General features: G+C 46.2%; 11 protein-coding genes. 10 read left to right on the plus strand and 1 reads right to left on the minus strand.

Annotated elements, in window-relative coordinates:
- Positions 1-95: 95 nt before the first annotated feature.
- A complete protein-coding gene (locus V4C51_RS14980) occupies positions 96-1,424 on the minus strand; it encodes a TRZ/ATZ family hydrolase (protein ID WP_330926989.1) in 1,329 nt (442 codons plus the stop codon).
- A gap of 89 nt (positions 1,425-1,513) precedes the next feature.
- Here V4C51_RS14980 and V4C51_RS14985 point away from each other — a divergent pair, with 89 nt between their 5' ends.
- The 10 genes from V4C51_RS14985 to lspA all read left to right on the plus strand — a co-directional run bounded on the left by V4C51_RS14985 (position 1,514) and on the right by lspA (position 13,304).
- Positions 1,514-1,780 (plus strand): zinc ribbon domain-containing protein, encoded by a 267-nt coding sequence (locus V4C51_RS14985; RefSeq protein WP_330926990.1) that lies wholly within the window; start codon positions 1,514-1,516, stop codon positions 1,778-1,780.
- 283 nt (positions 1,781-2,063) lie between these two features.
- Positions 2,064-2,558 (plus strand): hypothetical protein, encoded by a 495-nt coding sequence (locus V4C51_RS14990; RefSeq protein WP_330926991.1) that lies wholly within the window; start codon positions 2,064-2,066, stop codon positions 2,556-2,558.
- A gap of 783 nt (positions 2,559-3,341) precedes the next feature.
- Complete coding sequence (locus V4C51_RS14995; RefSeq protein ID WP_330926992.1) at positions 3,342-3,839, plus strand: hypothetical protein; 498 nt, start codon at positions 3,342-3,344, stop codon at positions 3,837-3,839.
- Between the two features lie 96 nt (positions 3,840-3,935).
- Positions 3,936-4,433 (plus strand): hypothetical protein, encoded by a 498-nt coding sequence (locus tag V4C51_RS15000; RefSeq protein WP_330926993.1) that lies wholly within the window; start codon positions 3,936-3,938, stop codon positions 4,431-4,433.
- A gap of 383 nt (positions 4,434-4,816) precedes the next feature.
- Complete coding sequence (locus V4C51_RS15005; protein ID WP_330926994.1) at positions 4,817-5,314, plus strand: hypothetical protein; 498 nt, start codon at positions 4,817-4,819, stop codon at positions 5,312-5,314.
- Between the two features lie 282 nt (positions 5,315-5,596).
- On the plus strand, positions 5,597-6,094 hold the full coding sequence (locus V4C51_RS15010) for a hypothetical protein (protein WP_330926995.1): 498 nt from the start codon (positions 5,597-5,599) through the stop codon (positions 6,092-6,094).
- 490 nt (positions 6,095-6,584) lie between these two features.
- Positions 6,585-7,523 (plus strand): bifunctional riboflavin kinase/FAD synthetase, encoded by a 939-nt coding sequence (gene ribF / locus V4C51_RS15015; protein WP_330926996.1) that lies wholly within the window; start codon positions 6,585-6,587, stop codon positions 7,521-7,523.
- 24 nt (positions 7,524-7,547) lie between these two features.
- Positions 7,548-10,376 (plus strand): isoleucine--tRNA ligase, encoded by a 2,829-nt coding sequence (ileS, locus tag V4C51_RS15020; RefSeq protein ID WP_330926997.1) that lies wholly within the window; start codon positions 7,548-7,550, stop codon positions 10,374-10,376.
- A 261-nt stretch (positions 10,377-10,637) separates the two neighbouring features.
- A complete protein-coding gene (locus V4C51_RS15025) occupies positions 10,638-12,320 on the plus strand; it encodes a hypothetical protein (protein WP_330926998.1) in 1,683 nt (560 codons plus the stop codon).
- A 477-nt stretch (positions 12,321-12,797) separates the two neighbouring features.
- Positions 12,798-13,304 (plus strand): signal peptidase II, encoded by a 507-nt coding sequence (lspA, locus tag V4C51_RS15030; protein WP_330926999.1) that lies wholly within the window; start codon positions 12,798-12,800, stop codon positions 13,302-13,304.
- Positions 13,305-13,526 lie beyond the last annotated feature (222 nt).

Genomic DNA, 13,526 nt, shown 5'->3' on the forward strand with positions numbered 1-13,526 from the left:
TTCGTCAAATAGCCCCACTATTATCCTCAGAAGCAGAAATTTTTATCCTCAATTTCTCGTAATCCTCGCTACGGGCGCTATTCTCGGACAGCCTCCTAGGCAGACAGGGAAATCTTGCCTTTCCAGCGCCGGGCAGTATTCATCAGCTTTTCAGTATCGAGGGTTTGGAGTTGCCTGTTTTTTACCTGGCACTTGCCCCTGATCCAGACATGACTCACCTGATGGCTACCCCCGGTATAAATAATCTGTGAAACCGGCTCATAGAGGGGTTGGAAGGGCAGTCCTGACAAATCAATGGCAACCAGATCAGCTGACTTTCCGGGTTCCAGTGATCCTGTTTCCTGTTCCAGCCCCATCGCTTTGGCGCCATTGATGGTCGCCATGGCGAGGGCTTTGTGGGCAGATACGGCCGTCGCATCGCCTGCCACGGCTTTAGCCAGCAACGCGGCCGTTTGCGCTTCGCTCAACAGATTCAGATCATTATTACTGGCAGCGCCGTCAGTACCAAGTGCCACATTAACGCCAGCATCCATCAATTTTTGGACGGGACAAAAACCACTGGCCAGCTTCAGGTTAGACTCAGGGCAGTGAACGACATGACTGCCACTGCCTTCAAGCAGCTGAAAATCATCTGCGTTAAGGGCGGTCATATGGACTAACTGGAAGCGGTCATTGAGCATTCCGAGGTTAGCCAGGCGCTTGAGTGGCCGCTGGCCGTGATCACGAATAGCATCAACCACTTCGCCCTGGGTCTCATGGACATGCATTTGAATGATTAAATCATTGTCGGCGGCCTTGGCAATCACTTTTTCCAGCACCGGGTCAGAAACGGTATAAGGCGCATGGGGGCCAATACCGATTTTAACCAGTTCGCTTCCTTTAAACTCGTCGATGGTCTGCTGCGTTTTTTGCAGGTAGTCGTCAGGGCCACTGCCCCAGGCACAGGGTAAATCAAAGATGTTGGGGGTGATAAATGAACGCGTACCCACACGTTCAGCCAGACGCCCTACTTTCTCGGGAAAGAAATACATATCGTGAAAACAGGTGGTGCCGGACAACAGCATCTCACCCATGGCCAGCTCAGTGCCGTCATGCACAAACTCTTCACTTACCCATTTGCCCTCAACGGGCCATATGTAATCTTGCAACCAGGTTTGCAAGGGGTGATCATCAGCAAACCCCCGTAGCAGGGACATGCTGGCATGACCATGGGCATTAATCAATCCGGGAATAATCGCCTGGTTGGGTAGGTTCGTGCGGTGATGGTAGGTGTACAGTTCTTCTGCTTCAGCGATGGGAGTCAGTCCGGCAATACGGCCATTGTGCACAGCAATGGCATAATCGGAGTAAATGGTTTTTTCCGGGATAACCGGGACCACCCAGCTCGCTGTGATCAGGTGATCAATGGTTGTTTTCGTTGTCATCAAAGGCTCTCGTTTATCGAACTTTAGCGTAAGAGTCCTGCCGAATCAGTTAGGGGATGTAAACAACCAGTCCGGTAGGGTTGGTAAAAATGTTGCGTGTTCGCACACCTATTTATATTCTGGTGGGCATGACTAAGCAAGCCTACAAATACCGATTCTTTCCCAGTTCCAAGTGTTGCTCCTGCTGTGGGTTTGTCCATGAAAGTCAGCCGTTGTCTATCCGTGAATGGGATTGCCTTCAGCGCGATACTCATCACGACAGAGACATAAATGTAGCAAAGAATATAACAACCGCCGCTGGTGGGGTGAGCCTGTGGAGCGGGGGCAAGATCGGCTGCATAGGGGGTGTTATCTAGTGAAGGCATGACGAAGCATTTGTAGGCTCCTGGGGCCTCACTTACTTGCCGGTGCGTAGCCCCTTGAAATCTTTTGGGTATAGAGGCTTAGAGCCATTAGATAGGAGCTGATTATATTATTTTGGTTTAAAAATAAAGCAGAAATCATCAAGATCGCAGAATAGACTAATCTAAGACACATGATGACCTGTTTTAGAATACAAAGCTTAGATTAGCGGGGGTACTGTATCTCATTTCACGGGTCGAACTCACGTTAGATAGTAGTGAACGGCAGGAGTTTACCATGAATATGAAGTGTATTTTATGGGCTAGAAAGTCCATGGCGGAAAAATCGTTTGTTCTATTTACTCTACTTTTTTGCCTATCCATCGTAGGCAAGGTTTATAGTTCGAATGGTTATATTCGAATTGAAAATAAAATACCCCCAGGTCAGACATACTACTCAAAAAAAGGCTATACAGTTAAAGCCAGTGGTGAGGGTCATTGCATGTACGGGGTTTACTCTCACGATACATGCACTGTCCTTTATGACAAGGGCGATTGCAAGGTAGGCATACATTATGCCTCTGTGAAACACGGTTGTGAAGTCAAGGACAGCTGGCAGGATTTTGAGGTTATAAACAATGATACAGGCCATGTTGTCGGCAAGTTAAGATGGAGAAAAAGTTTTTGGGTTAGTTCGACTTTAAAATTAACAGAGAATCCTGGCACATTTATGGCGGATAGAACAAATAACGAAGCGATGGACGGCGTATTGAATCTCTGGACTGACCCGTAGTCCAGAGCTGAATTTGACATTTCTTTTTTAAAAAAGAGAAGTGGCCAGTCTGGGCGTAGTTATGGTGAGGAGCTTTAACGCAGGATTTCCCCTCAGGTAGCCAGTGTAATAGGGGGCAATGTTCGCTATCTGATTGTTGGAAACAATTGGAGCGGGGGCAGATCGGCTGCATAGCGGGTGTCAGTGCTGTTAACCGCTAATACCCATACAGTCGTCATTCCCGCGAAGGCGGGAACCTACCAGAAAATGGACTCCCGCCTTCGCAGGAGTGACCAAAGTGATGGTTGTATGTATATTAACGCTTGTTTGCGCTAGTGAAGGCATGACGAAGCATTGGTAGGCTTCTGGGGTTTCACCTATACCAATTGACTCTTCTAATTCTGATTTCCGCCGCTATTTTGAGCCGCTCGACCTGCGTTAAAACTCCTCGCGATACGATACGATACGGGAGCTATTGCTCGTCATTTTGCCTTGCCCAGCAGCCCAAAATAGCTTGCTCAATTGTGCGGTTAGAAAAGACAATTGGTATTACTTACCGGTGCGTAGCAGCCTGAAATCCTTTGGATATAGGGCCTGAGAGTTATTAGATATAAGCTGCTTATGCTATTTTGGTTCAAAAATAAAGCAGAAATCATTGATATCGCAGAATAGACTCATCAAAGATACAGTACTCTGCTCACTGACGACTTGTTTTGGCATACAACGTTTAGATGAGTGGGGACTCTGTATCTCATTTCACGGGTCGAACTCACGTTAGATAGTAGTGGACGGCAGGAGTTTATCATGAATATGAAGTGTATTTTATGGGCCAGAAAGTCCATGGCAGAAAAATCGTTTGTTCTATTTACTCTACTTTTTTGCCTATCCATTATAGGTAGAGCTTATAGTTCGAATTCTACTCTTGGCATTGAAAATGACATACCCTCAGATTCGGCATATTACTCAGAAAAAGGCTATACAGTTAAAGCCAGTGGTAAGGGTCATTGCATGTACGGGGTATACTCTCGCGATAGATGCACCGTCGTTTCTTATGGCAGCAGGAGGTGTTGCAGTATAGGCATACATTATGCTTCTGTAGGAATACATTGTGTAGCTGAAGAGAGCTGGCAGGATTTTGAGATTATAAACAATGACACAGGCCATATTGTCGGCAGGTTAAGGTGGAAAAAGTCGGTTTTCAAGAGTCCGAATTTAGAATTCCTTGAAAATCCTGACTCATTTATGTCGGATAGAACAGGTCTAATCATCGAGGGCGATAAATTGAATGTCTGGACTGATTGATTGTGATTGAGTGCTTTATACAGCACTACTTTTCAGATTGTCAGCGTAAAGCGCGGTTAGAAAAGACGATTGGTAAATGTACGGCAGGAGTTTATCATGAATATGAAGTGTATTTTATGGGCCAGAAAGTCCATGGCGGAGAAATCGTTTGTTCTATTTACTCTACTGTTTTGCCTATCCATCATAGGTAATGCTTATAGTTCGGATGAGATTCTTAAAGTTGAAAATAGAATAGCCCCAGGTAAGAAATATTACTCAGAAAAAGGCTATACAGTTAAAGCCAGTGGTAAGGGGCATTGCATGTATGGGGTTTACTCTCGCGCTATATGCACTGTCCTTTATAACAAGGGCGAGTGCAAGATAGGTATACATTATGCTTCTATAGAACACGGTTGTGCAGTCAAGGACAGCTGGCAGGATTTTGAGGTTATAAACAATGATACAGGCCATGTTGCCGGCAAGTTAAGATGGGTAAAGGAGGTGTGGAGTAGTCCGACTTTAAAATTGACAGAAAATCCTGGCACATTTATGGCCGATAGAACAAATTTCTCAGCAGTGTCCGGTGTATTGAATCTCTGGACTGATTTTAGTTAGTCCAGAGCCGATCTGACATTTCATTTTCAAAAAGGAGAAAGGTTACCGTTTGAGATCATACCAATCAAACTTTCTAACCTCGCTGGAGCTGATTATCTGCGCGGAAGGCATGACGAAGCATTTGTAGGCTCCTGGGCCTCACTGACTTGCCGTTGCGTAGCCGCTTGAAATCTTTTCGGTATAGAGGCTTAGCCTCATTAGATAGAAGCTGCTTAGTTATTGTGGTTCAAAAATAAAGCAGAAATCATCAAGATCGCAGAATAGACTAATCTAAGATACATGACGACCTGTTTTGGCATACAACGTTTAGATGAGTGGGGGCACTGTATCTCGTTTCACGGGTTGAACTCACGTTAGATAATAGTGAACGACAGGAGTTTATCATGAGTATGACGTCTATTTTATGGGTTGGAAAGTCCATGGCAGAAAAATCGTTTGTTCTATTTATTCTATTCTTTTGCCTATCCATCATAGGTAAGGCTTATAGTTCTGATGCTTATCTTAAAGTTGAAAATAAAATAGCCCCAGGTCAGAAATATTACTCAAAAAAAGGCTATACAGTTAAAGCCAGTGGTAAGGGTCGTTGCATGTACGGGGTTTACTCTCGCGCTACATGCACTGTCCTTTATAACAAGGGCGCTTGCAAGGTAGGCATACATTATGCTTCTGTAAAAAACGGTTGCGCAGTCAAGGACAGCTGGCAGGATTTTGAGGTTATAAACAATGATACAGGCCATGTTGTCGGCAAGTTAAGATGGGTAAAGGAGATGTGGAGTGGTCCGTATTTAAAATTGACAGACAATCCTGGCGCATTTATGACCTATAGAACATTTTTCACAGCAGTGTCCGGCGTATTGAATCTCTGGACTGGTCTGAGTTAGTCCAGAGCCGATCTGACATTTCTTTTTTAAAAAGTAGAAGGATTACCGTTTGGAATCCTTTGGTTATAGGGGCTTAGAGTTATTGGATAGGAGTTGCTTATGTTACTTCGGTTCAAAAATAAAGCAGAAATCATTGAGATCGAAGAATAGACTCATCAAAGACACGGCGCTCTGCTCACTGACGGCTTGTTTTGGCATACAACGTTTAGATGAGTGGGGGCACTGTATCTCATTTCACGGGTCGAACTCACGTTAGATAATAGTGGACGACAGGAATTTATCATGAGTATGACGTCTATTTTATGGGCCAGAAAGTCCATGGCGGAGAAATCGCTTGTTCTATTTACTCTACTCTTTTGTATATCCATCATAGGTAAGGCTTATAGTTCTGATGAGTTGCTTCGAGTTGAAAATAAAATAGCCCCAGGTCAGAAATATTACTCAAAAAAAGGCTATACAGTTAAAGCCAGTGGTAAGGGTCATTGCATGTACGGGGTTTATTCTCGCGCTACATGCACTGTCCTTTACAACAAGGGCGCTTGCGAGCTAGGCATACATTATGCGTCTATGAGAAAAGGTTGTGAAGTCAAGGACAGCTGGCAGGATTTTGAGGTGATAAACAATGATACAGGCCATGTTGCCGGCAAGTTAAGATGGAGAAAACGTTTTTGGATTGATCCGATTTTAAAATTGACAGAGAACCCTGGCGCATTTATGGCGGATAGAACACATGACAAAGCGGTGTCCGGCGCATTGAATCTCTGGACTGATCTGACTTAGTCCAGAGCTGGTCTGACATTTTATTTTCAAAAAGGAGAAGGGTTACCCTTTGAGATCCATACCAATCAAACTTTCTCACCTCGCTAGGAGGCTGACCGAGAATAGCGCCCGTAGCGAGGATTACGAGAAATTGAGGATAAAAATTTCTGCTTCTGAGGATAATAGTGGGGCTATTTGACGAAGAAGCAGGAATTTTTAGACCAATTTATCGCAACCGCAGTAGGGTAGTCTGTTCTCGGACAGGCTCCTAGGAGCCCGTCGGATGCGTTGGGCAGCATCCCAAAAGCCTGTAAAACTATTCCTGTGATCCGCAGACGTTAACAGCATCGTAAGCAGAGCCAATAGCTATTTTAATGTACCGCTATCAGGTAACCGGGTATCTTGTGTGTCCACAAGCAGGTGTCCTGGTTTTCAGGCTCTGCGCCCACATGACCTCTCTGGCTACCTGCGATATACTTCCTCGTTTTATGAGGCAATATCAGGACGCCCGATGCAATTGATCCGTGGATTGCACAATATTAGACCAGCACATCAAGGATGTGTTGCTACCATTGGTAATTTTGATGGTGTTCATTGTGGACACAGGGCCATTTTGCAATCGTTGCGCGCCAGGGCTTGCCAACAGAACACACGGACGTGCGTGATTACTTTTGAGCCTTTGCCAAGGGAGCATTTTCATCAGGACAGCGCGCCTGCCCGATTAACCACACTGCGAGAAAAGCTATTCTTGCTTGAGCAGTGTCAGGTGGATCAGGTATTGTGTTTGCCTTTTGATCACCGACTCAGCACCATTTCTGCCGATGACTTTGTCACCAATATTCTTGTGAAGGGTCTCAATGTTCGCTATCTAATTGTTGGAGATGATTTTCGCTTTGGCTATGGTCGACGGGGCAGCTTCCAGCATCTGGTAAAGCGTGGGCAGCAATACGGCTTTGCCGTCAGTGATACCGAGACGGTCACACAAGCGTCAGAGCGAATTAGCAGCACCCGTATTCGTCAGGCTCTGGACAGGAGTGCCCTCACTGAGGCTAATCAGTTGTTGGGACATCCGCTGATCATGATGGGGAAAGTACGCCGGGGGCAGCGGCTGGGACGCCAGCTCGGTTTTCCCACGGCTAACATTTGTGCTGGTCGTCATAACCTGCCAGTGAAGGGAGTATACGTTGCCCGGGTATACCATGGGGGGCGCTGGCATGGCGCGGTGGCGAATCTTGGCACACGCCCAACAGTATCAAGTAACAAGCCATGGCTTGAGGTGCACTTGCTGGACTTTACCGGTGACCTTTATGGTCAGTTGCTTCGGGTGGAGTTTATCGAAAAACTCAGGGATGAAAAAAAATTTGAGTCCCTGCCCGCCTTAAGGGCAGCCATTGCCGGTGATGCGCTCAATGCCCGCCGTCTGATTAATCATTCATTTTGCGCCGACTGAGAGTAAGAGATTCTGGTAACAACTATGTCCGACTATAAGCATACCCTTAACCTGCCCCATACCGATTTTCCTATGCGGGGCAATCTGGCCAAGCGCGAGCCAGACATGCTCAAACATTGGTATGACATGAATCTCTACGAAGAAATTCGATCTGTCCAGCAAGGGCGAGATAAATTTATTCTTCATGACGGCCCTCCCTATGCCAATGGTGATATTCATATTGGTCATGCGGTCAATAAAATCATCAAAGATATGATCGTAAAGTCCAAGGGGTTGAGCGGTTATGACGCACCGTACATCCCCGGTTGGGACTGCCATGGCCTGCCCATCGAACACAAGGTGGAAGGTATGATTGGCAAAGCCGGCGATAAAGTGGACGTTAAGACCTTTCGCAACAAGTGCCGTGATTACGCCGCCAAGCAAATTAAAGGGCAGAAAGAAAGTTTCAAGCGAATGGGCGTGTTCGGTGATTGGGATAACCCTTACCTGACCATGAACTTCCAGAGCGAGGCAGACATTATTCGTGCGTTGGGAAAAATAGCTGACCATGGTCATTTGGTAAAAGGCTACAAGCCTGTCTACTGGAGTGTTGTCGGCGGCTCTGCCCTGGCCGAAGCCGAGGTGGAATACCACGATAAGGTCTCCACGCAAATTGACGTGCGGTATGAAGCAACAGACCCGCAAGCAATGCTTAACGCGTTCACCCTGGAGGAAACAGGGGATGGCGGCACCGGTGAAGTTGCCGTGGTGATCTGGACAACCACACCCTGGACATTGCCATCGTCTCAGGCCGTTTCTGTCGGGGCTGAAATTGACTATGTATTGGTGCAGTGTACCGTTAATGACATGCCAGCCCGGCTTGTTTTGGCAGAAACGCTGGTTGACGAGGCCATGGGCCGGTTCGGTTTAGCCGACTACCACATCATTGGTCGCGCTAAAGGTCGGGCTCTGAAGACCCTTTCAGTGACGCATCCGTTTTACAATAAAACGCTGCCTGTTCTGCTGGGTGATCACGTCACTGTCGATGCGGGTACCGGTTGCGTGCATACGGCACCCGACCACGGTGTGGATGACTTCATTATTGGCCGTGCCAATGGTATTGAGACGTTGAACTATCTGGATGACAACGGTGTGTTCCGCGCTAATGTTGAGCGGTTTGCCGGTGAGCATGTCTATAAGGTCGATCCAAAAGTCGTTGCTGTTCTCGAAGAAAAAGGCCGTCTGCTGGCAAAAGATAAGTTTCATCACAGCTATCCCCATTGCTGGCGCACCAAAACCCCACTGATTTTCCGTGCGACACCGCAATGGTTTATCTCCATGAATAAGGAAAAACTGCTCGACAGTGCCATGTCTTCCCTTGAGCAGGTGCAGTTTACGCCAGATTGGGGTAAAAAACGCATGACGTCTATGTTAGGCCAAAGCCCGGACTGGTGTGTTTCCCGTCAACGCACATGGGGGGTACCCATCGCGCTGTTTATCCATAAAGATACGGAAGAGCTGCACCCGAACACGCCAGCGTTGATTGAAGCCGTTGCCCAAAAGGTGGAGAAAGAAGGCATTGATGCCTGGTTTGACCTCGAGCCAGCAGACATTCTCGATGCTGACGATGCGGAGCATTACCTCAAAGTAACCGACACGCTCGATGTATGGTTTGACTCAGGTGTAACACATTATTCTGTCATTGGTCGCCGTGAAGAGCTGAGCTACCCGGCAGATGTCTATGTGGAAGGCTCTGACCAGCACCGTGGCTGGTTCCAGTCATCCCTTAAAACCGGCATTGCCATTAACAATCAGCCGCCTTATAAGCACTTGCTGACCCACGGTTTTGCCGTAGATGCCAATGGTCGTAAAATGTCCAAGTCTCTGGGTAACATTGTCGCGCCAAAGAAAGTGTTTGATACGCTCGGGGCCGATGTCCTGCGATTGTGGGTAGCCGCTACGGATTACAGTGGCGAGCTGGCGGTGTCTGACGATATTCTGAAGCGTACATCAGATAGCTATCGTCGTATCCGTAACACGGCGCGTTTTCTGCTGTCGAATATCAATGGTTTTAACCCTGAGACTGACCGTGTTGCGCCAGAAGACATGCTGTTGCTGGATCGCTGGGCAGTGGACCGGGCACTGCTGTTGCAAAAAGAAGTGGTGGATTCTTACGACAATTATAGTTTTCTTAAAGTCTACCAGAAGGTGCATAACTTCTGTTCGCTGGATATGGGCGGTTTCTATCTTGATATCGTTAAAGACCGTCAGTACACCACCAAGGCAGACAGCCTGGCGCGTCGCAGTTGTCAGAGCGCTATGTACCAGGTGTTGGAAGCCATGGTTCGCTGGATAGCGCCGATACTGAGCTTTACTGCCGATGAGTTATGGCAGGCTATGCCGGGTAAGCGGGGGACGTCTGTTTTTCTGGAAACCTGGTATGAGGGACTGGTGCCGCTGACCCATGAGAGTATGGGGCGTGAGTACTGGGAAACGGTCATGACCGTGAAAACCACCGTCAACAAAGCCATGGAGGCGGCACGCAATGCCGGTAACATTGGGGCGGGTCTTGAAGCAGAAGTGACACTGTATGCAGAAGACGCTCTGCAAGAGAAACTGTTGAAACTTGGCGAAGAACTTCGCTTTGTGCTGATCACCTCAGGTGCGACGGTGAAACCGTTGTCTGAGGCGGTGGATGCGGTTGATACCGACATGGAAGGGCTAAAAATATCAGTGGTGAAATCCCGCCACGAAAAGTGCCCCCGCTGCTGGCATCGCCGTGAAGATATTGGTCAATATGAGGCTTACAAAGCATTGTGTGGTCGTTGTGTGGATAACATTGAAGGAGAAGGTGAGCGACGACAATTTGCTTGATGCTGTCTCAATACTATATTGAAGCTGGAATGACGGGCGTCTTCGGGGTGAATAAACAGCCCCGGGGTTTTAAAAGCGGGTTCTGTTGACATAAGAATACAAACTCAGCAGTTGATCGCTTTTCATTGGCCCAACCCTGGCCCCACGGGGAGAAAACGGTGTTTGACTGCTCACCCAAGGTGAGTAAAGAAGGCGTCCGATATTCTATCTTGTGGGCTTCTCGCCCGTTTCTGAGGATTGTGACAGTTCAGGAGTTTTAGAATGTATAGGCCATTCTTTTTGCTATTAGTATTTTATCTGCAAGAGGTCAAAGCCGTTGTCGATTTACAGCTTTTTTTCATCATAAAACCTGCTAATCTGTCATCCCTGGTCGATGAGGTTTATGGAACCAATTCAGATTTCAGTTACTGTATAAAAAATGTTGATGATCAAGGGTATCGTAAAGCGGTAATACTATTCATGGGGCACTCAGAAAATGTAATCTCTTGTCTTGTGGCGCCTTCTCGTGAGCTTGGCGTTTTTGCTGGAGGTTCTGATGACTATGAATTTCCAATGCATATATTTGATTTTGCCGGTGATGAAATATATTTTATTCGATATATTATTATCAGATCCCTATGGCGCCATCTCTTTTATATGTCATTACAAGAAGAAAAAGACAGTGAGTCAACGTTTGCTAAATCATTGATTAACACAGATTCTGATTTAGAAGTTGTACTGTTTTTTAAATGCTCCGATAACGAAAAAATAAAGGAGGATTGTAAAAAATATTTCTTAGAAGCCCTCAATAAATTTGGATGGAGTATTGAATTTATAGATAGAAGAAAAGAGGGTTTTATATACATTAGAGTTATTATCGCCCTTGGTAATGAAAGCGATAATAATTACCAGTCTTTTCAGCTGGACCCAAAAGTTCATTTGGATATTAAAAAGTCGGGTATAAGAATAAAAGGAGCGAAAGATAGAAGCACTATGATTTTTCTTCCATTAACAGTATGCCAGAAGATAGCCCGTGAATCACTGGCGGTCAGCGACGTACAGAATCAGAAAGACTATTGCGCTTTTGGAATGATTGGTATAAATAGTACCTGCGTGTGGACATTTCCCAGAATACACAGCCAGCTATTACCCTTTGTTAAAGATAGTAAAGATAGCGCCATCCCCAATACGCCTGCTATTAATGTCCATGAGAGGTGCAGAACGTTTGCTGATATGGCAAAAAAAATACTTGATGGTTCTAAAGCCTTTTGTGTTGCTTTGACGGGAATTACCATTACTTTCAAAAGCGCAACGTCAAATGATGCTAACACACTAAGCTATGTTGGTGACTATTTGTATGAGCTTGGCTTTGAAGTGCGTCAGATGCCATCTGACGGTTACTGTGGCTGGCATGCTGTTTTGTACTGGCTCAGGAGTAATAGATATGAACGTTTATTGGAAATTGATGAAAATCCCGATAACTTAACGGCACCGAAAGTGTTTGACTATTTTGCTGCCCAGGTTCAGGAAAAAGCTGAAGCAGGTGATGAGCGTGGGTTTATAAAATCAATGGCTAACGAAATGAACGGAGATAATCCTGATAAGATGTGGCTTGACGATAATCAGCTTGCTTTTCTGATTGCCCCGTTTATCAATGAAAATATTTTAGTGTTTGATATAGCCTCTAGTGTGCCCACTTTAGGATGTCCTTTTCGAATTAGCCTGATAAAACCTGATGGTATTGATGTTGAATTTCACAATCAAAGTGAGGTTGCTGATGCGATAGATAAAAATCGTGATTGCATGATGTTACTTCATGCCAGTAATCATTGGATGTTAATAATGCCCGGTCATAAGCTGGCTATAACTGAAGCGCCTTATGGGGGTACAACGCCCGGGAATGTTGCCGAACAAGGGGTGAGAATTGACTGGCGTAGTGTCGTTATTCCACAACACCTTCTGTAACCAGCGCAAACAAGCGTTAATATACATAATACATACAACCATCACTTTGGTCACTCCTGCGAAGGCGGGAGCCCATTTTCTGGTAGATTCCCGCCTTCGCGGGAATGACGACTGAACGGGTGTTAGCGCTTAACAGCACCAGGGTATTTGATCTGACAATCGACCACTGTCGTGCCAACTCTGAACGACGTCAGTTGTATCGCACCAAAAACGCCTTGCAAAAACTTTTCCAAGTCTTTTTAATGGCAAAAAAATACAGTGTACCCCAGGAGGCTGTCGGACTTAAGATAATTTCGGCCTAAAATCCAGAAAATGCGAGAAAATGCGAGAAAATGCGAGAAAGTGCGGCCAGAATTTTATGCTCGAAAGCATAAGCCCGACAGGCTCCTAGACGACAAAGCAAACGATAAATCAGGCGCACGTCAGGGTCACTACAACTAACTTTATTGGTTTACATGAAAAGGGTTTTTCACAGGAATGGCACATTCAAATAACAGCCCTGAGCTGGGTATGCACCGCTGGCTCTGGCTCAGCGGACTAGTACTGGCGTTAGATCAGGTGACAAAATGGCTGGCAGTCCAATCTTTCCATTTGTACGAGCAGTTTCAGCTGTTACCTGTATTTTCATTCACCCTGGCCTACAATACCGGTGCCGCATTCAGCTTTCTCAGTGGTGGGTCTGGTTGGCAGCGCTGGTTTCTCTCTGGTGTGGCTATTGTTGTGAGCGGGGTATTGATCAACTGGCTGGTTCGCCTGAGAAAGGGAGAAACCTGGCAAGCTATATCATTGGCACTGATACTTGGTGGTGCCGTTGGCAACCTCTATGACCGTATTATTCACGGTCAGGTTACCGACTTTATTCTGGTACACTATGACCGTTTTTATTTCCCGGCGTTTAACCTGGCAGATTGTGGAATTACCGTTGGAGCAGCTATGCTGGTACTTGATATGTTTCGCCCACGTAAGGGGGTGTCGCAAAAGTAGCGCAAGCAAACAATGGTGAAAATGGTGAGAATGGTGCGAATGGTGAAAGAGTGCAGTTTACAGCAGGCAAATGTGTATTTTGAGCCACTTTTAAACGCTGTATCAGCGAAGGCAGCGCTTTTGCGCTAGGAGCCTGTCCGAGAATAGACTACCCTACTGCGGTTGCGATAAATTGGTCTAAAAATTCCTGCTTCTTCGTCAAATAGCCCCACTATTATCCTC

It is taken from the genome of Candidatus Sororendozoicomonas aggregata (assembly GCF_031528575.1).
Classification (GTDB): Bacteria; Pseudomonadota; Gammaproteobacteria; order Pseudomonadales; family Endozoicomonadaceae; genus Endonucleibacter; species Endonucleibacter aggregata.